Origin of the sequence: Streptomyces sp. NPDC015131, assembly GCF_043079975.1 — a bacterium.
GTDB lineage: Bacteria > Actinomycetota > Actinomycetes > Streptomycetales > Streptomycetaceae > Streptomyces.
This window is the reverse complement of the sequence record NZ_JBIBVB010000004.1, coordinates 19,994-40,018: the sequence shown is the minus strand read 5'-3', so window position 1 is coordinate 40,018 and position 20,025 is coordinate 19,994. Positions and strand designations below refer to the sequence as shown.

Below are 20,025 nucleotides of genomic sequence, written 5' to 3'. Positions count from 1 at the left end.
CCGCCCCCGCGTCCCCGCTCGTATCCCTGACGGCCGCCCCCGCACGCCCCAGCGACCCGCGTTCGTACCCCCACGGCCCGGACGGCCCCCCGTACAAGGAGCACCCACGTGTCCTCCCCGCCCCCGACCCGGCGACCCGCCCGGCACGCACGCCCCACCGCCCGCACCGCCGGCCCACCCCCGTCCCCACCGCACACCGGCACGCCCGCCGCACCTCCGTACGCCGGACCCGAAAGCGCCACAACCACCCCCACACGCACCCCCACCCCCACCCCCGCGCGGCCGGCCGGGACCGTCCCGAGCCTCGCCGCCGAACTGCGCGGCGCCCATCTGGGCACCGAAATCACCGCGTCCTTCGTGGTGTTCCTCGTCGCCCTGCCACTGTGCATCGGGGTGGCCGTCGCCTCCGGCGCGCCACCCGAGCTGGGCATCGTCTCCGGCATCGTGGGCGGCCTCGTCGTCGGCCTCATGCGGGGCAGCGCGATCCAGGTGAGCGGCCCGGCGGCCGGGCTCGCCGCCCTGGTGGCGGACGCCGTGATGGACCACGGCCTGGCGATGCTCGGCATCATCGTCCTGGTCAGCGGCCTCCTCCAGATCGCCCTGGCGCTCGTCCGGCTGGGCCGCATGTTCCAGGCCATCTCGGTCGCGGTGGTCCAGGGCATGCTGGCCGGGATCGGCCTGCCGCTGATGATCGGCCAGTCGTACGCCATGGCCGACGCGAAGGCACCGGGGACCCCCGTCGAGAACCTCCTCGGGCTGCCGGGCCTCCTCACCTCCACGTTCAGCGACGCGGACGCGCTCGCCGCGGCCGCGCTGGGCATGGCCACCGTCGCCCTCAGCTTCCTCTGGAAGAAGGTGCCGGGCCCGGCCGGCCGGATACCGGCCGCGCTCGTCGCGGTGGTTCTCGGCATGGGCGTGGCCGCACTGCCGGGCGTCGGCATCGCGACCCTCCAGGTCGGCGACCTGCTCGGCTCCGTGCACCCGCCCGGGGCCGGCGAACTCGCGGGCCTGGCGGACCCGGCGGTCGTCGCCACCGTCCTCACCTTCACCGTGATCGCCTCGGCGGAGAGCCTGTTCACCGCCGCCGCCGTGGACCGCATGCACACCGGCCCGCGCACCCGCTACAACGCCGAGCTGCTCTCGCAGGGCGTCGGCAACACCGTCTGCGGCGCGCTCGGCGCCCTGCCGATGACGGCCGTCGTCGCCCGCAGCTCCGCCAACGTCCAGGCCGGGGCGCGCACCCGCCTCTCGCGCACCCTGCACGGGCTGTGGCTGCTCGCCTTTGCCCTCCTGGCGCCCGGCCTGCTCGCTCTGATCCCCATCACCGTCCTCGCGGGCGTCCTGGTCCACAGCGGCTGGAAGCTGCTCGCCCCGGAGCAGTTCCGGCTGATCTGGCGTCAGGACCGGGGCGAGGCGGCCGTGATGGGCGTCACCACCCTGGCGATCTTCACCACGGCGCTGCTGGAGGGCGTCCTGATCGGACTGGCGGCAGCGACCCTCCTCGCGGTACTGCGCATGTCACGCACCACCCTGCGCCGGACGGTCGACGGCACCACGGCACAGCTCACCGTCACGGGCAGCGCCACCTTCGTACGGCTTCCGCAACTGGCCGAGGCCCTGGAGGAACTGGCCGCCGCCGCGACCCCGCACGTCCGGCTGGACCTCTCGGGCCTGACCCACCTGGACCACGCCTGCCTGACCCGGATCGAGGAGTTCGCCGACCAGCAGCGCAGGACCGGCACCCGCGTCGACCTGCTCCTCCCGGGCACGCCCCCGCTCCCACCGCCCGATGTCCACCCGCACGCCCCGGGCTTCGCCTGGTTCACCGCCCCGCGACGCTGAGCCCCGGCGGGCGCCGGGGGCCTCACGCCACCGCCGCGACGCCGATGCCGATGGCGATGAAGAGCCACCCGGTCGTCAGTTCCCAGCGATGGCGGACCTTCGGGCGGGACAGCAGCGCACGCAGCCGTGCGGCGACGGCGACCAGGGCGAACCAGTACACCACCCCGATCAGGACATCGAGGATGCCCAGGAAGAAGATCTGGCCGGTCACCGAGCCGCCGCCGTTCACGAACTGCGGCAGGATGCTGAGGAAGAACAGCGCCGCCTTCGGGTTCAGCACATTGGTCAGAAACCCCTGGGCGAAACCCGAGCGCCACCGCGCCCCGGCCGGCTGCGGTTCCCGCGACGCGGGCTCCGGGGCCGCGTCCCGGTCGTCGCCCGGCGCACCCCTCCCCGCCGCGCGCTCCCGGGCGGCCCGGCGCGCGGCGATCACCGCCCGTACCCCCAGGTACACCAGGTACGCGGCGCCCAGCAGCTTGATGGCGTCGTACACCACGGGGGAGCGGGCGGCGATCACCGACAGGCCGACGGCGGCGGCCAGCATGTGCACGCACAGCCCGGCCTGCGCGCCCAGTGCCGCCGCCCGCCCCTTGGACGGATGCTCGGCCGCCGAGCGCACCACCACCAGGAAGTCCGGCCCCGGCACGACGTACGCCACCAGCACCACGCCGAGGAAGCCGATGAGGTCGACCGACATCCGTACTCCGTTCGTCCGCCCCGCACCCGTCCGGCCGCGGGGGATGGTGGGTCTCGTCGGGCCGGCGCCCGGTCAGGCGACGAGGGCCCGCTCGCCGACGACGGCCGCGACCGCCTCGTCGAGTATCGCCAGCCCCCGCTCCACCTGCCCGTCCGCGACCGTCAGCGGCGGCAGCAGCTTGACCACCTCGTCACCGGGGCCCGCCGTCTCCAGCAGCAGCCCCGCCCGGAACGCGGCGTCGCACACCTCGCGCGCCGCGCCCGGGCGGTCGAAGGGCAGGCCCCACACCAGGCCCCGGCCGCGCGGCGCGCCCAGCCCGTGGCGGCGGGCCGTCCGGGCGAGGGCGCGCCCCACCCGTTCGCCCAGCGCGGTGGTCCTGGCCTGCAGCGCGCTGTCGGACCAGAACACCTCCAGGGCCCGGGTGGCGGTGACGAACGCCGGGTTGTAGCCCCGGAAGGTGCCGTTGTGCTCGCCGGGCCGCCACACGTCGTACGCGGGGCGCATCAGGGTGAGGGCCATGGGCGTCCCGTACCCGCTGATGGACTTGGACAGGCAGATGATGTCGGGGACGATTCCGGCCGTCTCGAAGGAGAAGAACGGACCGGTGCGTCCGCACCCCATCTGGATGTCGTCGGCCACCAGCAGCGCGCCGTGCTCCCGCGTCCACGAGGCCAGGGCCCGCAGCCACGCCGGACGGGCGGGATTGACCCCGCCCTCGCCCTGGACGGTCTCCACCACCACGGCCGCGAGCGGAGCGTCGGCGGCCGCCGCCTCCAGGGACCGGACCAGCCGGCTCACGGACTGCTCGGCGTCGAGGGCCGGGTCGTCGAAGGGAACCGGGACGGCGTGGGGGAGCGGAACGCCCGCCCCGGCGCGCTTGGCGGCGTTCGCGGTGACGGCGAGCGCCCCGAGCGTCATCCCGTGGAAGCCGCGCTCGAAGTAGCCGACGGCGCGCCTCCCGGTGACCTTGCGGGCGAGCTTGAGCGCCGCCTCGACCGCGTTGGTGCCGCCGGGCCCCGGGAACTGGACCCGGTGGTCCATACCGCGCGGCAGGAGCACCAGATCGCGCAGCCGCTCCAGGAAGGCGCCCTTGGCGGCGGTGTGCATGTCCAGCCCGTGGGTGATGCCGTCGCCGGTCAGGTACTCCAGCAGCGTCGCCTTCAACTCCGGCGGATTGTGGCCGTAGTTGAGGGCGCCGGCGCCCGCGAAGAAGTCGAGGTAGGTGCGGCCGTGCTCGTCGTGGAGCTCGGCGCCGTGGGCGGTGGTGAAGACGGTCGGCCAGGCCCGGCTGTAGCTGCGGACCTCGGACTCCATGCTGGCGAAGACGCTCATGCTGATCCTGTCTGGCTCGGACGCGGATGCTGCGGAGACTGCTGACGGGGTGTCATGAAGGGGGCTGTGAGTGGGAAACGGCGTGCTGGTGGCGCTGGTAGAGGACGAGTGCCGGCGCGGCGGGATCCTGACCGGTCCACAGCGCGCGGCCGATGAGCAGGGTGTGGTCGAGCGCCGTGGGCGACTGGTCGAGGCGGCACACCACGGCGGCGGCGGTGCCGGCCAGGACCGGGCAGCCCTCCTCGTACCGGAAGTCGACGCCCTGGAACCGTTCGGCGGCGGGCAGCCGTGCGAAGCGGTCCATCAGCTCCCGCTGCTGCCAGCTGAGGATGTTGACCGCGAAGCCGCCGTGGTCGCGGGCGTGGCGGACCGTACGGCCGGCACTGGCCAGCGACACCAGCACCGAGGGCGGTTCGGTGGACAGCGACAGCACGGCGTTGGCGGTGCAGCCCACCGGCCCGTCCGGCCCTTCGCTGGTGACGACGGCGACGCCGGTGGCCAGCTGCGCCATGGCGGTGCAGAACTCGTCCCGGCCGGGCAGCCGGGTGGGGGTCTCGGCGGTCGTGGTGGCGGTCACGTCACCGGGTTCCTTCCGTGAGGGGTACGCGGCGGTCGCCGGCGGCGGCCCGCCCGGCAGAAGCAGAACCGCCAGTGGCGGAGGGGCCGCCGACGGGATCGGGGACGGCGGGATCGGGGACGGCGGGGGAGGGGCCGCCGGTGGCGGAGGGCGCCCGGCGGGCGGTGTCGAGGGCCGCGAGCACGGCGCCCCGGTCGGTCTTGCCGTTGAGGTTGAGCGGCAGCTCCGCCAGGCGCAGCAGGGTGCGCGGCACCATGTAGCCGGGCAGCCGCTCCTGGAGGGCCCCGAGCAGCGGCCCCGAGTCCTGGGCGTCCCCGGTGTAGACGGCCTCCAGCACGGGGGTGGGCCGGTCGGTGCGGGCCACCACGACGGCGTCGGTCACCCCGGGGCGGGAGCGCAGCGCCGCTTCGATCTCCCCCAGCTCGACGCGGTAGCCGCTGATCTTGATCTGGCTGTCCAGCCGGCCCAGGTGGACCAGGTCGTCGCCGTGGCGCTCCACCCGGTCCCCGGTGCGGTACCAGGCGGACTCGGTCAACTCCCCGCCCGTGTACGGGGCGAGTCCGGTGGCGGGCTCACCGGTGGCGAAGCGCCCCAGGTCGTCCGCCGGGTCGAGGTACCCGGGGAACCGCTGCGCCCCGCGCACCAGAAGTTCACCCCGCTCGGCCGGGCGCAGGTGCTCGTCCACCACCAGGGTCTCCGCCCCGGGATGGGCGGTCCCGATGGGCACGGTCCCGTTCGGGGTGCGCGCCCAGTCGTCCGGGCCGGCCGGGAGGCGGTGACCGGTGCAGGTGACGGTCAGCTCGGTGGGACCGTACAGGTTCTCCAGCCGGGCACCGGGAGCGGCGGCGGCGAACGCCCCGGCCTGGTGCAGCGTGAGCGGTTCGCCGGCGAAGGCCGCGTACCGCAGGGTCGGCATGGAGCCCGGTACCAGCCGCCGCAGCCGCACGGCCAGCGACACCACCGACGGCACGGAGAACCAGTGGGTCAGCCGGTGCCCGGTCACGAAGCCCACCGGGTCCATCAGCTCGTCACGGGTCGGCACGACGAGGGCCGCGCCGGTGCTCCAGGCCACGAACATGTCGAAGACGGACGGGTCGAAGGTCAGGTCGAAGGTCTGCGACATCCGGCTGTCCACCCCGGCACCGGTGCGCTCGACCGCGTGCCGCAGATAGGCGTCGGTGTTGGCATGGCGGATGACGACGCCCTTGGGCCGCCCGGTGGAGCCGGAGGTGAACAGGATGTACGCGACGTCCTGCGGACCCGGGCCGGGAACACCGTCCAGCGCCTCCCGCCCGCCGGGAGTGCCGGTGAGGTTGACCGGGACCAGCGGTGCGGCCCGCCCCGCCGGTCGGGCGTCGGCGGCGGCGTCGGCCAGCACCAGCGCGGCGCCCGCCTGCCGCACCACGGTCTCGTTGCGGTCGGGCGGCGCGGCCGGGTTGAGGGGCACGACCGCCGCGCCCAGCCGCTGCACCGCCAGGTAGGCGGCGTACGTGGCGGGGGTGCGCTCCGCGAGGAGGGCGACCCGGGGCGGTGGCGCGGCGCCCCCGGCCAGCCGGGCGGCCAGCGCCTCGGCGTGCTCCCGCAGCCCGGCGTAGGTCAGGGCGGTGGAGCCGGCGACGAGGGCCGTGCGGTCGGGGTGCCGGTCGGCCGTGCGGGCGAACCGGTCCCAGAGGGTCAGCGATGACGAGGTCGGCACCGGGGATCATCCTCCCTGCGGGGCGTGAGTGTCGGAGAGCCGGGCGCCGAGCGCGGTACCGGCTTCGGCGGGCCGGGCGGTGGGGCCGCCGTACCCGTGGGCGGCGTGCAGCGGAGAGGCGGCGGCCTCCAGCTCGGCCAGCGCGGTGAACGCGCCGGTGACCAGCGACGGCCGGGGGCGCCCCCGCCGGGCGGAGTTGGCGGCGAAACGCAGCATCCGGGGGAGTTCCCGCCACTTCGCCGTGGTGGCGGCCACCGCCTGCCGCTCCGACGGGGACAGCCCGGCGTCCACCGAGGCCAGCAGGTGGGCGTCGCGGAACAGGTGGTGCTGCGCCGCCGCCCAGGTGTCCTCCAGCACCCCGCGCGACCCGTCGCCCGTTGTGTCCTCCACGTCCGCGATGCTCGCCATGTCCGCCAGCAGCAGTCGTGCGGTCTCCCCCAGGGCGGCGGCGCCGGTCAGCCAGGGGCCGCCGGGCAACCGCTCGTCGGTGGCGCCCGGTTCCTCGGCCAGCCACTGGTACGTCTCGTGCTCCGGCGGGGGCACCGGGAAGCCGAAGGCCAGGGCGTTACGGGTGCGGTGCACCGGGGTGAGGCCCCGGGGGAACGCCAGCAGGTCCCCGAACTCCTCGTCGGACACCGACCCGGCGAAGGGCTCCTGGGAGCCGCCGCCGCTGAACAGCGCGGTGAAGGCGTCGACGAGGTGCCAGTGCCCGTCCGCCTCCCGGCCGTCGACCACGAGCAGGTGCGGCGCGTGGTCGTCGGCGGAGCCGGTGAGCCAGGGCAGTGCCCCGCTGTCCGCGACGACCAGGACCCGGCCACGGGCGGCCAGTTCGGCGCCGATCCCGGCGAGGGCGGTCCTGGCGTCGGGGGCGCCCCGGTAGCCGAGCCGACGGCCGCCGGGCAGGTTGTTCAGGGCCCGGTCGTGGTGCGAGAAGGCACCGGTCGCGGGATCGACCGCGAGGCGCACGGAGCGGGCCAGCAGGTCGGTGGAGCGGGGGTCGCGGGCGGAGAGGTAGCCGGCGAGATTCTCCGTGTAGCAGCTCAGGCCCAGGCCGGCGGGCGGGGTGGGATCAGTACGCATAGAGGTCCTTTACGGAAGGCGGGACGGGTACGGCGCCTCCGGCCGGCGGGGGAGCCCCGCGCGGCGGGAGCCACCCGGGCGGCGGGGCGGCCACAGGCCAGGCGCACCATCACGGCGCTGCGCGCCGGCAAGCGGCGGCGGGCGGACGATCGGCGGTACGGGCATCGGCATCGGTACGGGCATCGGCACCCGTACGGGCATCGGCATCGGTACGGGCATCCGCCCCCGTACGGGCATCGGCACCCGTACGGGCATCCGCACCCGTAAGGTCGTCGGCACCCGCACCCGCACCCGCATCGCGTACGGGCGGGCCGAAGGCACAGGCGAGCGCGGCCGGTTCAGCGGGGCCCACCGCCCCCTCAGCGGCGTCCCCCGCCCCCTCAGCGGCGTCCCCCGCCCCCGCAGCGGCGTCCCCCACCCCCTCAGCGGCGGCTCCGGCCCCGGCCCCCGCCGAGGCGCAAGCCCGCACCGGCCACGGCAGCCGGAGCCACCGCACCGCACGCCAGGTGCCGGTCATGGTGTCCGGGTCGGCCGGCACCCGCCAGGGCGCGCCGGACAGGCCGGTGCCACGCGCCTTCACGCAGGCTTCCTGCACGGCCCAGACGCGCGCGAAGGCGCTGGCGGCCCGGTCGGGCGCCAGGGCCGACAGAGCCGCCAGCCGGGCCGCCGTCGGCGGAGGGCAGCAGCGGCGCAGCATGCCCGGTGACGGAGGGCGGGGCACCTGGACGTCGACGCCCACGTCCAGTCCGTCGGCCACGGCGGCGAGGGTGTAGGCACCGCTGTGCGAGACGCTGACCCCCGTACCGGGCCGCCCGGGCAGCCAGGGACGCCCCGCCGGTTCGGGCACCACCGGCAGCCGGGCCTCCGCCTCGCCCCGCTCCAGGGCGAGGAGCAGCCGCAACAGCGCGCGGCCGGCCAGGTGTTCCCGGCCGCGCCAGGAGGCCATCGCCGCGGCCGACCGGTGCTCCCGCGGCCGTAACCGCGCCAGCTCCGGGGGCGAGGCCAGCACCTCCTCGACGCGCGCCAGGGCGACGACCACACCGGGCGCGGGCCTCCACAGCCCGAGCACCGGGACACCTTCCCGCCCGGCCGTCCCGCGCCCGGTACGGTGCGCGGCGGCAAGGGCTCCCCGCTCGGGGACGGTGAGAGTCTCAGACAAGGGTCGTCTCCTGGTCCAGCAGGCTGAGCGAGCCATTGGCCAGATGGAGCCGGTCATTGGCGTAGTTCAGCGACGCGGAGCGCAGGTCGCGCAGGGCGCGCTCCAGGGCGAGCGGCTGGTTGCGGAGGTACCCGTGGCGCAGGCCCACCAGCTCGACCAGCTCCTCCACGGCGGCCAGGCACTGCTCGGACGCCGTCACCTTGAGCGCGTTGACGAGCAACTGCCAGGGCGCGCCGCCGCGTTCGGCCTCCGAGAGGGTCTCGTAGACGCCGGTGGCGTGGCTGAGCATGGCCTGGACCGTGTCGATGCGCTGGCGCGCCCGGGACAGCCGGGTCAGCAGCAGCTCGCTCTTGAGGTCCCGGCGGCGCCGCTCCTCGGGGCTGCGGAGCAGCCGTATCGTGCGGGACAGGGCGCCGGCCGCCGTGCCGAGCCAGCAGGCGCTCCAGCCGAGGTGGGCGAGCGGGGCGAAGACGTCGACGGTGACCCGCCGGAAGTCACCGTGGGCGCCGACGACCTGGTCGTGCGGTACGGCGCCGGTGAACCGCATGGGGACGCTGTGCGTTCCGCGCATGCCCAGGGGGTCCCAGCCGCCGAGGACCTGCACGTCCAGCTGGTCGCGCTCCGCGTAGACCAGGGACACCTGCCCGTCCGAGGTGGCGCCCGGGGCGCGGACGGTGATCAGGTAGGCGTCGGCGTGGGCGCCGCCGGTGACGATGGGCGCCATCCGGTCGAGCCGGACGAGGTCCCCGTCGCGCTCGGTGTCCGTCTGGGAGCTGAGCAGGTGCCCGCCCTTTCCGGCCTCGGTGGTCACCGAGCCGAGGTACAGCTCCCCGCGGGCGACCCGTGGCAGCACCCGTTCGCACAGCTCGTCGGAGGCGTGGTGCACCAGGGCGGCGACCTGCTGGCCGTGCATGGCGAAGACCATCGCGGCGGACATGTCGTGGCGGGCGATCTGCTGGGACACGGCCAGCAGGTCCGCCACGGTGCCGTCCAGCCCGCCGTGTGCGGCCGGGACCAGCAGGCCCAGGAGGCCGGAGGCGCGCAGGGCGTTCAGGCCCTCCAGCGGGAAGGCCGCCTTGTCGTCGCTCTCGGCCGCGTGCTGCCCGATGGTCTCCAGGACCGGAGCCAGCCGCCCGGCCGGCTCCGGGGCGAGGGCCCTCACCGGTTCGCCAGGTCGCCGGAGCGCGCGCTCTGCACGGCCGCCCACAGGGTGCCCGCGGTCTCGAAGTTGGCATCGGTGAGCTGGTCGTCGGGGAGCAGCACCCCGACGTTGTCCTCCAGGTCGAAGACGAGGTCGATGGCCTGCATGGAGTTGAGCCCCAGGTCACGCAGCCGGTCCTCGGGCCGCAGCTCCTGGCCGGGGTCGAGGTAGCGCAGGTGGGGACGGAGGGTGTCGACGAATATCTGGTCCATGGGAGTCTCCCGTCGGGAATCGCGTGTGATGCGGTGAGGTGGGACGTGCTGTTACGAGCAGGGCAGGCGCGGCCGTCCGTACGGGGACGTCGGCGCCGCGGCCCGGAGTCCGGGGCCGCCCGGCCGAAGTGACGCGAGGTCAGCTCTCGGCGGTCCGGCGGACGAAGTCCAGCCGGTCGCTGCGCAGGACCCGCCCGCCGTCGGTGACGACCTCCAGCGGGGCCGGGTGGCCGAGGAACAGCACCAGGCTGGCGTGCAGGCCGTACGCACCGGTGTTGGGCACGGCGAGCAGGTCGCCGGGTGCGACGGCGGGCAGGGGGTGCGAGCGCGCCCAGGTGTCCAGCGGGGTGCACAGCGGCCCGCAGATCATGGCCGGCCCAGGCGCCCCGGTCGGCCCGGCCGCCCCGATCGGCCCGGGTGGCTCGGTCGGCCCCGGCGCCCCGGTCGGCTCGGCGTCGTCCGCGACCGGCGGCGACGGCGTTCCGTGGCCGTCGTCGGGCCGGACGACATCGGGGTGCAGCGGTGGCACCCGGCGCAGGCCGGCCATGCCGCCGAGGTGGTTGATGCCGGTGTCCAGGACGACGACCCGCTGCCCGTGCGACTGCTTCACGTCCAGCACCCGGGTGAGCAACTGCCCGCAGGTGGCGGTCAGATAGCGGCCCGACTCGAACGCCACCGTGGGGGCGCCGTCCCGCCAGCCGGGCAGTGCCTCGTCCAGCTCGCCGGCCAGCCGGGCGGCCAGGCCGGGGTACGCGGGCAGGTCGCCCTCCCGGGCGTAGGGGGCGCCGAAGCCGCCGCCCAGGTCGATGGTCCGCAGGGGCACGCCGAGCGCCTTGTGCAGCACCCGGGCCACCTGGACGGCCTCGCTGAAGGAGTCGCCGAGTGCCTGCTCGTCGGCGATGTTGGTGGCCAGATAGAGGTGCAGCCCGTCGATACGGGCGTGCTCGCCCCCGGTGTAGCGCCCCGGACGGGCCTCGACGTCCCCGGCGTCGGCGCCGAACGCGGAGGGGTCACCCGTCATGCGCAGCCCCGCCCCGCGGCTGCCGCCGCCCGGGTTGACGCGCAGCAGGTAGGTGACGCGCACCCCGTGCCGGGCGGCGGCCCGGTCCAGCTGGTCGATGCCCCACGTGGAGTCCACCGCGAAGTCGCGCACCCCGGCCGCGAGCGCCCCGTCCACGTCCTGGTCGCGCTTGCCGGGGCCGGTGTAGAGGATGTCGCGGGCGGGCACCCCGGCCGCCAGGGCGGCGTCCAGCTCGCCGGGTGAGCTGACCTCGGCCCGGCAGCCCAGGGCGTACAGCGCGGCCACCACCTCGGGATGGGGGTTGGCCTTGAGCGAGTAGTACAGCTCGCTGGGGCGCGGCAGCCAGGAGCGGAGCCGGTCGTGGGCGGCCCGTACCCGGGCCAGGTCGTAGACGTACGCGGGGGTGGTGAGCCCGTGCGGCACGACCGCCGCCCCGGGCGCGGGCGCGGCGCGGTGGAGGGTCTCAGACACGGCCGGCCTCCGCGAGCTGCCCGGCCAGGACCGCCTTGGCCGTCTTGCCGTTGGCGTTGACGGGCAGTGCCTCCACGGTGTGGCACACCGCGGGGACCTTGTAGTCCTCCAGGTGCTCGCGCAGCCGGGACAGCACGGTCGCGGGGTCGGCGGTGCCGGTGACCACCAGCACGGCCTCCGGGCGCGAGGCGTCGGGGGTGAGCACCGCCGCGGTCTCCACGTCGGGCAGCCTGCGGGCGGCGGCCTCGACCTCGATGGCACTGACCCGGAACCCGTCCTGCTTGTAGATGTCGTCCCGCCGGCCGGCGAAGTAGAGCCGCCCCGCCTCGTCGGTCCACCCGTAGTCCCCGGTGCGCAGCTCGGGGAAGAGCCCGTCGCGCCGGGGGAAGCGGGCGGCGGTCAGTTCGGGGCGGCGCCAGTAGCCCGCCATCACGTTCGGGCCGCGTACGGTGATCTCGCCGACCTCCCCGGCGGGCAGCCGCTCGCCGGCCTCGTCCACCACGAACACCTCGGTGCCGGTGAGCGGCAGGCCGCAGCTGCCGGGGCGGACCAGGTCCTCGTCGGGCTCCGCGATGGTGAGCCGCTTGCACTCGGTGAGCCCGAACATGAGCTGCACGCGCAGCTCGGGCAGCACCTCGCGCAGCCCGCGCGGCACATCGGCGGGCAGGGCGGCACCGGTGTTGGTGAGCAGGCGCAGCGGCGGGCGCTCCCCGCCGCGCCGGCGCAGCAGCCGCAGCAGCGCCGCCGACACCGGCGGTACGGCCGGCAGGACGGTGGCCCGGCTGCGCAGCAGGTTGGCCAGGAGCGCCGGGCCGGACTCGGCGGCCGAGCCGAGCCACAGGCGGCTGCCCGCGAGCACGGAAAGGAACACCTGGTAGAGGCCGTAGTCGAAGGAGAGCGGCAGCGGGCAGTAGACGGTGTCGTCGTCGCGGTAGCCCAGCCGTTCCGCGATGGCGTGGACGGCGAACATCATCTGCTGGTGGGTGGAGACGACGGCCTTGGGCATCGCCGTGGTGCCGGACGTGTAGATCAGGCACACCGGGTCCACCGGCAGCGGTCCGGGTACGGCACCGTGCGGTGCGGGGGCGGCGGACGCCTCGGTGTCGAGGTCCCGCGGGGAGAGGGCGGGGACCCCCGCCTCGCCGGCCGCGTCACGGGTGGTCGCCGACGCGGCGACGACGAGGGCGGGTTCGCAGTCGGCCAGCACGTGCCGCAGCACGTCCCCGCGCACCTGGTCGTGCAGGACGGAGAAGACCACGCCGAGCCGGGAGGCCCCGAAGAGCAGGGGCACCAGCGCCGGACCGGCGTCACTGGTCACCACCAGACGGTCGCCCCGGCCGAGGCCGCGGGCCCGGAGGGCGGCCGCGTGGCGGTGGCTCGCCGCCACCAGTTCGGCGCGGGTGAGGGTGATGTCCGCGCAGGTGACCGCGGGGCGGGCGGGGTCGGCGACGGGCGCGTCGAGCAGTTCGTGCAGCACGGTGGCCTTCGGGTACGCGTTCACGAGTGCGCCACCTCCAGGCCCTCGGTGGTGCGGACGACGAGGCCCACCAGGCCGTCGACGCTGCGGAGCACCGCGGGCTGAAGGTCGCCGGGGGCGAACTCCACTCCGTAGGCGTCCTCCAGGCGTTCCACCGTCTCCACCATCTGGAAGGAGGCGAAACCCTCCAGCCGGCTCAGGTCGTCGGTACCGGCGACGGCCGCGGGGTCGGCGCCGAGGACGTCGGCGACGGTGTCCGTCACCGTCCGGCGTATCTGCGCGGGGTCGGGCATGGGGTCTCCTGATCCGGTACGGGCCGCTTCGACGGCCAGCTCGGCGTCCGCGCGCAGCAGCCGCGCGAGGGTGGTGTGGATCTGCGGGGGCACGGGCCGGCCACGCTGGACGCGGCGCGAGGCCAGGTAGCACTGGCCGGCCAGCTCGTCCCAGGCGGCGGCCCGCTCGGCGGCGGCCGAGGCGTGGGCGGAACCGGGCGCCCGGTCGGCCACCCAGGCGGCGTGCAGCCGCCGCGACCGGGCGAGCAGCCAGGTCTCCAGCAGCAGCGCGGTGCACGCCGCCGACTGGTCGGAGAGGTCGCGGAAGGCATGGGCGTACCGTTCGGGCGCGTCCCCGGCGAGCAGCAGGGCGGCGTCCTCGGCGTTGCGGGCCAGCGTCCGCGCCACCGGTTCGCGGGCGGCACCCGGACCCGGAAGGGGGCGTACCGACACCGGGACGGCCGGCGCGCCGTCGAACAGCGCGGCCGCCTGCGCCCGTTCGTAGGAGCAGATCACCGGCTCGGCCCTGCCGTAGGGGGTCTCGTTGTCGTAGGCGTCGACCGCCTCCACCCGGGCGCCGCCGTCCGTGGCGCGCAGCAGCAGGCTGTGGTCCATGTGCTGGTGGCCGTGGTACGGCAGCCACGGCATGCGGTACGCGTCGCCGACGACGTACAACGCGCCGCCGTCCGCGGGCAGCCGGTCCAGCAGGGCCGCTCCCTCGGTGACCGGTGCCCCGATGTCCAGGGCGAGCCCGAGCGGTCCGGCCAACTGGCGCACTTGGTCCACCGGTTGCTGCTCGACGGTGGGCAGGGCCCCGGTGGTGCGGGAACGGGTGGTGAACCGTAGCCGGCCACCGAGTTCCCGATGGGTGCCGCTCCCGTGCGCGGCGTCGGCGAGCACGGCGGCGTTCACCTGGACGCAGTCCAGCGCCGTGGTGTCGATGCCCCGGATCGCCTCGGCCAGCGGGTCGGTCAGCGGTTCGGTCAGCTCCGACGCGGGCGTGCAGCGGGTGGGGGCGCTCACGCGGCGCGGCCCTGCGTCGCCGTGCCGGCGGTGCGCACGATGTCGACCAGGTCGCCGACCGTGTAGAGGTCGGCGAGCCGCTCGTCGGGGATGGTCAGGTCGAAGGACTCCTCGATGTCCTCCAGCACATGCACGATCGTCATCGAGTCCATGTGCAGGTCTTGTTCCAGCCGGGTGTCCGGCGTCAGGCCGCCGCGGTCGGGCGGCGGGGACTCGGCGCGTGCACGGAGCAGGGGGGCGAGGGTGTGCAAGACGTCATCGGTGGTCATGTACGGGTGTCTCCTCCGCGTACGGGATACGAAAGTCGATGCGGGCGGGCTGGAAGGGAAGGCGCGAGGCGCCCGGCGGTGAGCCCGAGCAGTGGTCGAGCGGGGATGAGGAAATTTTCCGGCGGGAGCGCACCGACGTGTGTGGTCGCCCCGTCATCACCCGGTGCGCCGGTGAGCAGGCGACACGTCGGATGCCCTGTGAAATGAAGTTCGGGAAAGCGAACAGCGGTGCGCGACGGTACGACTAGCCATCCCGATCAACTCCATGCGAAACAGAACCGCAACTGTCCAAAAATCGCCCCGGAGTGCCACCCGCTGCGAAAGCGCCCGGGCGCGGCGCCGAGGCAATCGGCACCGCGCTCACCCTCTGTGAGAGATCCCAGGGCACAGCCCAACGAGGCAGGTGCGCAAGCGACTTGATGGCGCATCCGAGAGGCCGGAGGAGGCGGGGAAAAAGATCTTGGCGCGCTTGCGAAATCAAGACACCCACCCCGGCGGCCGTGCGACCTCACGGTGCGTGGACGCCCGGACATGTGAAGATTCTTGTTGGTTCTGGCGCGGTTCGGTCGCCCTGTGCTAGACACGGAGAAAGGTCATTTGCTGTCTCCCGCCCGCGCTTGTTCACGAACTCGTAAAGTCCGGGCTCTTTCTGGAAAGAGGAAGAGAAGAGACGCAACCGTCAATCGAAGAGACGCGCACGTCACATCGAGCAGACGCAGCCGTCACCGCCGAAAAACCCACACGCGAAATTCCGGATCCCCCACCCCCAACCCCTGCGCCGGACCACGCGAACCGCCGTCGCGGAATTCACGGACCTCCCTGTCCGTGCCCCTGCCCATGCCCTCGTACGGGCGCTTCCGCGCCCTCCGACCGGGAAGGCCCCACGCCTGATGAGCGACTCACCCGCCCCACGCTTCACCCTGCGCGCGCCCCGACCGACGGACGCCCCGGCCGTATGGCGGCTGGTGCGGGACTCCGAGATCCTGGACACCAACAGCACGTACTACTACAACCTGTGGTTCCGCGACTTCGCCGGCACCTCCGTCGTGGCGACCGACGAGACCGGCCGGCTCGTCGGCTTCGTCACCGCGTACGTCCGCCCCCGCAGCCCCGACACCCTGATGGCCTGGCAGTCGGCCGTCGACCCGCAGGTCAACGCCCCCGGCCTGGCCGTGCGGATGATGCACGAACTGGCGGACCGCGCCGCCGAGCACGGCGTCACCAGCCTGGAGACCACCATCAACCCCGGCAACCGGGCCGTCGCCCTGATGCTCCGCAAGTTCGCCCAGGAACGGGGACTCGACGTGCACACCGAGACCCTCTTCGCGACGGAGGACTTCCCGGCCGACGAACCGCACGCCCACCCGCCCGAGGTGCTGTACCGGATGACCCCCGCGCTCCCCGCCCCCACCCGCACCCCCGGCCCCACCCCCGCGGCGTCCGCCCCGCTCACCGCGGCGAGCCCCCGATGAGCCACGCCCCCCTCGACCTCACCGTGCGGGAGGACGGCCTCGCCCTGGTCACCCTGCACGGCAGCGGCACGGGCAACGCCCTCGGCGGAACGTTCTGGGACGACCTGCGCGACCTCATGGAGGACGCCCGGGAGCGCGACGACATCCGCTCCATCGCCCTGACCGGCGCGGGCGACCTCTTCTCCGTCGGCATGGACCTGCGCTGGTACGTCGTACGGCTGCGGCGCGCCCAGCGCTCCAAGGACCCCGGCTTCATGGACACCGACGTGCGCCGCCTCCAGCAGGCGGTGGCCGCCGTCGCCGACTGCCCCAAACCCGTCACCGCCCTCGTCGACGGCGAATGCACCGGCGCCGCCCTGGAACTGATCAGCGCCTGCGACATCCGCTACGCCACGCGCCGCGCCCGCTTCGCGCTGCCCGAGGCGGAGCTCGGAGTCGTCGCCGACCTCGGCGGACTCCAGCGGCTGCCCCTGCTCGTCAACCAGGGCCACCTGCGCGAGCTGGCGTTCACCGGCCGCACCGTGGACGCCGCCCGTGCCGCCCGTATCGGCCTGGTCAACGACGTGTTCGACGACCGTGCCGCACTGCACGACGCCGCCCGCCGCCTCAACGCGGAGGCGAGCCGGCACCCCGCCCCCGTCCTGGAAGGCATCAAACGCACCCTCGACACCGCGCACCGCGATGCCGTCACCCAGGGCCTCGACCACGCCACCCGCTGGAACTCCGCGCACACCGGCCCCGACGGCCTCGCCCGGGCCATGACCGCCCGGCTGCACCGCAGCCCACCCGCCCCGGCCACCCCGGACCGTACGAGCCCCGCCCCGGCACTCTGACCCCCGCGCAGCACCCGCCACCTTGTCGCCGGACCCCACACCCCAGGGAGAACTCCGTGACTCAGGCCCCGCCCCGCCGCCGGCCCCGGCCCGCCCTCGTCCGCGGCCTCGCGACCCGCTTCGCGCTCATCATCACCGACCCCCGGGCCGGCAACGCCCGGCACATCTCCTGCACGGACGACACGATCGACGTCCACTACCCCGAGACCCGCATACGCTGCCGCCTCCGGCGCATGGCCGCGAGCGGGCGCCTGTTGTGCACCTTCCACGTCACCCACCTCGCCCCGGACGGCTCCACCGACGGGACCTACCACGTGGAGCTCGCCCTGGACGGCGCCACCGGGTCACCCGCCCAGCGCGAAGCGGTCCTCCACCAGCTGCACGCGTACCACTGCGCGGCCGCCGCCTCCCGCCTCCGAGCCGCCACCCGCGTCCCACGGCGCGACCGCCCCCTGAACCACCCGGCCGACCGCACGGTGGCCATGGCGGCCTGACGGCGGAGGCGCCGTACCGGGTGCGACACGACACGCTCCTTCAGTGCACACGTGCCGGAACCGGCCAGGGGTGAGCCCGCCGGTGGTGTCCGGCGGGATCGAGACACCCCGCCGGACACCACCCCGGCCTACCTCAGCCGCAGCTCCACCAGGTCCTTCGATGCACCGCCACCGCAGGCGGGCGCGCCTGCGGCGAAGTACGCACGGCCGTGCACCGCCCCTGCCCCCAAACCGTGCCGGCCCCGGGGCAGGGAGCCGGCGGCGGACCAACCGTCCGACACGGGGTCGTACACGGTCACGTCGCCGAACGTGTCCCCACCGGAACCGCACTCGCCCCCGGCGTAGACGATCCGGCCGCCGAGGACGACCGCCGCCCCGGCCGACCGGGGCACGGGGAGCGGCGCGGCCGCGCTCCAGCGGCCCGTACCGGCGTCGTAGACGTCGTGGCGCGCCAGGTTGTCGGTCACATCGGCCACCCTGCCGCCGAACACATGAATCTCGCGGCCGAGGACCGCGACGCCCGCGTGGTCGCGAGGCTCGCCGGGCAGCGGCCGTGCCGCGGACCAGCGACACCGCCTCGGGTCGTACACGAAGTGGCTGTTCACCGTGCCGAATCCCAGCGAGATCGGGGGGTTTGGCAGTGTGACGACGGACGTCGACTCACGCCCGCCGACGAGGTGGAGCCTGCCGTCCACGGCGACGGCGGCGACCGATCCGAGCCTCCGCGGCATGTCGGGCAGCCGGCTCCAGCGGTCCTCGGCCGGGTGGTAGACGTAGGCCGCCGGTTGCGGGTCCAGGTGCACCGCGTCGGTGAACCCGCCGAAGGCGTACAGCCTTCCGTCGAGAGCGGCCACCGCGACATGGGTGAGCGCGCGCGGCAGCGGCGCGTGCGACGCCCACCGGTCGGTGCGCGGGTCGTAGCTGGTGACCACGTCCGACGCCCACACCGGTGCCGCGCCGTCACGCTGGAGGGTGCCACCGACCACGTACAGGCGGCCGCCGAGCACGGCGGCACCCACCTCGGCGCGGGCCTGCGGCATGGGTGCCCGGTCCCGCCACAGGGCCCGGTCGCCGGAGACCGGCTCCATGGCCCGGGCGCCGCTGCGGGGCGCGGCCAGACCGACCGCGGTGATGGAGAGTCCAGCCAGTGCGCTCAGAGCGCTTCGTCGAGAAAGAGACATGCCCCGACTGTCGGGGCGGCTCCCGGCAGACGTCCAAGACCGAGACGGGCGGCCCGATACCGCATGGGTATCGCGCCGGGCGGCGTACCCCCGTCGGTGCGGTTCCCCTTCTCCGGCCCCCCGTGTGGACGGTGATACCCGTACGGCATCGGGGCCGCGGATCAGGTCTTGGACGAGGCCCGCGCCGCGGCGGTGGAATCGAGACATGACTGACGAAGCGAAGAGCAACGGTGGTCCGACCGCCGACCCCGCCCGGCCGGAGACCGGACCGTACGGCGAGGCGGTGAGCGCCGCCAAGCCCCCCGCGACACGGCGGGTTTACGGACCCGGGCAGCACGGCCGGGCCTCCGGTGGAGGAAACAGATGACCGTCGCGTACGGGATCCTGGCCGGCCTGCTCGCCCTCTTCTACCTCTACGCGGGCGGGATGAAGGTGGTCCGGAGCCAGGAGCAGTTGCTGCCGATGATGGCCTGGGTGGACCGCACACCACTGCCGCTCGTCCGGACGATCGGTGTGGTCGAAGTCCTCGGCGCGCTCGGACTGGTGCTCCCGCCGCTCACCGGCGTGGCACCCGGGCTCGCACTGGTCGCGGCCACCGGGTTCGTGGTCCTGCAGATCGGCGCGACCGGGGTGCATCTGCGGCGCGGGGACCGCCGTATCGCCCTCAACGCCACGCTCCTGATCACGGCAGCCGTCACCGGCCTGCTGGCCGCGGCATGGTGGTGATGACCACTCAGGGGCGGTAGGCGGTCGTGGCGATCCGTACGAACGACCGCAGCAGCGGGTTCGTGTCACCGTCGTTCCACGCCGCCACGACGCGGCTCGGCGCCATGTCGGTCAGCGGAACGACGGCCAGGTCCTCGGACAGGTCGTGGCCGAGCGGGGCCATCCCGACCGTGCCGTTCCACAGCACTGCCTGCACGCACTCCTGCACGCCGCGCACGACCGGGCCCTCGCGGGGCTCGCCTCCGTTCCAGTACGCCCGCCAGAGCGGGTCGGTGCCGTCCGGGAACCGGAACCAGCGCCGTCCCGCCAGGTCGGCCAGAGTCAGCCGGTCTCGGCGGCCCAGCGGGTCGTCGGCGCGCAGCACCGCGCCCACCGGGTCGACCCGCAGCTCACGCACGGTCAGGCCTGTCTCGTCGAACGGTGCGCGGGTCAGGGCGACGTCGACCAGCCCGGCGCGCAGCCCGCACGTCGGGTCGGTGAGGTCGGTTTCGCGGATGCGCACCTCGACATCCGGGTGCCGGCGCCGGTACGCGGCGGCCAGCCGCTGCGCACCCGGGTCGGTGGTGTCCCCCAGCAGCCCGACCGTGAGAACCGTGGCCCCGGCCGCCGCGGCCACCCGCACCCGTACCTGGTCGGCCCGGTCGAGCAGGGCGCGCGCCTCCTCCAGGAGCGTCGCGCCGGGCGGGGTGAGCGTCACCCCCGCGGGGGAGCGCTCGAGCAGGGAGGCGCCGAGGTCGGCCTCCAGCTGCTTGATCGCCCGGCTGAGGGGAGGCTGGCTCATGTACAGCCGGGCGGCGGCCCGGCCGAAGTGCAGCTCCTCGGCCACGGCCACGAAGTACCGCAGGGTACGCAGGTCCATGGCCAGGGACGATACCCACACGGTATTGGGCCCGTCGCGGGCGTACCCGAATACGCCCATCCCCACCGTTCAGCGCGCCCCGCTCCGGACCGGGCCCGGGAACCGATGTGCCCTCCCTATTCAAATACCGG

General features: G+C 74.8%; 19 protein-coding genes. 5 read left to right on the top strand and 14 right to left on the bottom strand.

Annotated elements, in window-relative coordinates; genetic code table 11:
* Positions 1-108: 108 nt before the first annotated feature.
* Positions 109-1,842, top strand: coding sequence for a SulP family inorganic anion transporter (locus tag ACF08D_RS16130; RefSeq protein ID WP_392223247.1), 1,734 nt, complete (start codon positions 109-111; stop codon positions 1,840-1,842).
* A gap of 22 nt (positions 1,843-1,864) precedes the next feature.
* On the opposite strand, the gene ACF08D_RS16125 is transcribed toward ACF08D_RS16130, so the two are convergent.
* The 12 genes from ACF08D_RS16125 to ACF08D_RS16070 all read right to left on the bottom strand — a co-directional run bounded on the left by ACF08D_RS16125 (position 1,865) and on the right by ACF08D_RS16070 (position 14,329).
* Positions 1,865-2,539: a LysE family translocator gene (locus tag ACF08D_RS16125; RefSeq protein ID WP_392223246.1), complete on the bottom strand. Its 675-nt coding sequence runs from the start codon at positions 2,537-2,539 to the stop codon at positions 1,865-1,867.
* A gap of 72 nt (positions 2,540-2,611) precedes the next feature.
* Entirely contained in the window at positions 2,612-3,871 is a 1,260-nt protein-coding gene (locus ACF08D_RS16120; protein ID WP_392223245.1) for an aspartate aminotransferase family protein, read from the bottom strand.
* A 52-nt stretch (positions 3,872-3,923) separates the two neighbouring features.
* Complete coding sequence (locus ACF08D_RS16115; RefSeq protein WP_392223244.1) at positions 3,924-4,448, bottom strand: flavin reductase family protein; 525 nt, start codon at positions 4,446-4,448, stop codon at positions 3,924-3,926.
* A gap of 1 nt (position 4,449) precedes the next feature.
* Positions 4,450-6,144 carry an amino acid adenylation domain-containing protein gene (locus tag ACF08D_RS16110; protein WP_392223243.1) on the bottom strand — a complete coding sequence of 565 codons (1,695 nt, stop codon included), beginning with the start codon at positions 6,142-6,144 and terminating at the stop codon, positions 4,450-4,452.
* 6 nt (positions 6,145-6,150) lie between these two features.
* On the bottom strand, positions 6,151-7,224 hold the full coding sequence (locus ACF08D_RS16105; protein ID WP_392223242.1) for a hypothetical protein: 1,074 nt from the start codon (positions 7,222-7,224) through the stop codon (positions 6,151-6,153).
* 109 nt (positions 7,225-7,333) lie between these two features.
* Positions 7,334-8,383, bottom strand: a complete 1,050-nt coding sequence (locus ACF08D_RS16100; RefSeq protein WP_392223241.1) for a 4'-phosphopantetheinyl transferase family protein — start codon at positions 8,381-8,383, stop codon at positions 7,334-7,336.
* Entirely contained in the window at positions 8,376-9,545 is a 1,170-nt protein-coding gene (locus tag ACF08D_RS16095) for an acyl-CoA dehydrogenase family protein (protein WP_392223240.1), read from the bottom strand. Before ACF08D_RS16095 ends, ACF08D_RS16100 begins: the two co-directional genes overlap by 8 nt.
* The gene (locus ACF08D_RS16090; RefSeq protein ID WP_392223239.1) at positions 9,542-9,796 is read right to left on the bottom strand and encodes an acyl carrier protein; all 255 of its coding nucleotides are present in this window, start codon (positions 9,794-9,796) and stop codon (positions 9,542-9,544) included. The genes ACF08D_RS16095 and ACF08D_RS16090 overlap by 4 nt, the downstream gene beginning before the upstream one ends.
* Before the next feature lie 139 nt (positions 9,797-9,935).
* Positions 9,936-11,288, bottom strand: a complete 1,353-nt coding sequence (locus tag ACF08D_RS16085; protein WP_392223238.1) for a type III PLP-dependent enzyme — start codon at positions 11,286-11,288, stop codon at positions 9,936-9,938.
* Entirely contained in the window at positions 11,281-12,789 is a 1,509-nt protein-coding gene (locus ACF08D_RS16080; RefSeq protein ID WP_392223237.1) for a class I adenylate-forming enzyme family protein, read from the bottom strand. The genes ACF08D_RS16085 and ACF08D_RS16080 overlap by 8 nt, the downstream gene beginning before the upstream one ends.
* Positions 12,786-14,060: an acyl carrier protein gene (locus ACF08D_RS16075; RefSeq protein ID WP_392223236.1), complete on the bottom strand. Its 1,275-nt coding sequence runs from the start codon at positions 14,058-14,060 to the stop codon at positions 12,786-12,788. The genes ACF08D_RS16080 and ACF08D_RS16075 overlap by 4 nt, the downstream gene beginning before the upstream one ends.
* Positions 14,057-14,329 carry an acyl carrier protein gene (locus tag ACF08D_RS16070; protein WP_392223235.1) on the bottom strand — a complete coding sequence of 91 codons (273 nt, stop codon included), beginning with the start codon at positions 14,327-14,329 and terminating at the stop codon, positions 14,057-14,059. The genes ACF08D_RS16075 and ACF08D_RS16070 overlap by 4 nt, the downstream gene beginning before the upstream one ends.
* A gap of 890 nt (positions 14,330-15,219) precedes the next feature.
* On the opposite strand from ACF08D_RS16070, the gene ectA reads away from it, so the two are divergent.
* From ectA to ACF08D_RS16055, 3 genes are read left to right on the top strand one after another with little or no spacing between them, the layout of a single operon-like run.
* Positions 15,220-15,801, top strand: a complete 582-nt coding sequence (gene ectA / locus ACF08D_RS16065) for a diaminobutyrate acetyltransferase (RefSeq protein WP_392223234.1) — start codon at positions 15,220-15,222, stop codon at positions 15,799-15,801.
* A complete protein-coding gene (locus ACF08D_RS16060; protein ID WP_392223233.1) occupies positions 15,798-16,634 on the top strand; it encodes an enoyl-CoA hydratase-related protein in 837 nt (278 codons plus the stop codon). The genes ectA and ACF08D_RS16060 overlap by 4 nt, the downstream gene beginning before the upstream one ends.
* A 56-nt stretch (positions 16,635-16,690) precedes the next feature.
* Entirely contained in the window at positions 16,691-17,128 is a 438-nt protein-coding gene (locus ACF08D_RS16055) for a hypothetical protein (RefSeq protein ID WP_392223232.1), read from the top strand.
* Positions 17,129-17,256: 128 nt separating this feature from the next.
* On the opposite strand, the gene ACF08D_RS16050 is transcribed toward ACF08D_RS16055, so the two are convergent.
* Positions 17,257-18,309, bottom strand: a complete 1,053-nt coding sequence (locus tag ACF08D_RS16050) for a Kelch repeat-containing protein (protein ID WP_392223231.1) — start codon at positions 18,307-18,309, stop codon at positions 17,257-17,259.
* Between the two features lie 363 nt (positions 18,310-18,672).
* Here ACF08D_RS16050 and ACF08D_RS16045 point away from each other — a divergent pair, with 363 nt between their 5' ends.
* Entirely contained in the window at positions 18,673-19,035 is a 363-nt protein-coding gene (locus ACF08D_RS16045) for a DoxX family protein (RefSeq protein WP_392223230.1), read from the top strand.
* Between the two features lie 7 nt (positions 19,036-19,042).
* Here ACF08D_RS16045 and ACF08D_RS16040 read toward each other — a convergent pair whose 3' ends face one another.
* Positions 19,043-19,894, bottom strand: a complete 852-nt coding sequence (locus tag ACF08D_RS16040; RefSeq protein WP_392223229.1) for a LysR substrate-binding domain-containing protein — start codon at positions 19,892-19,894, stop codon at positions 19,043-19,045.
* Between the last annotated feature and the right edge of the window lie 131 nt (positions 19,895-20,025).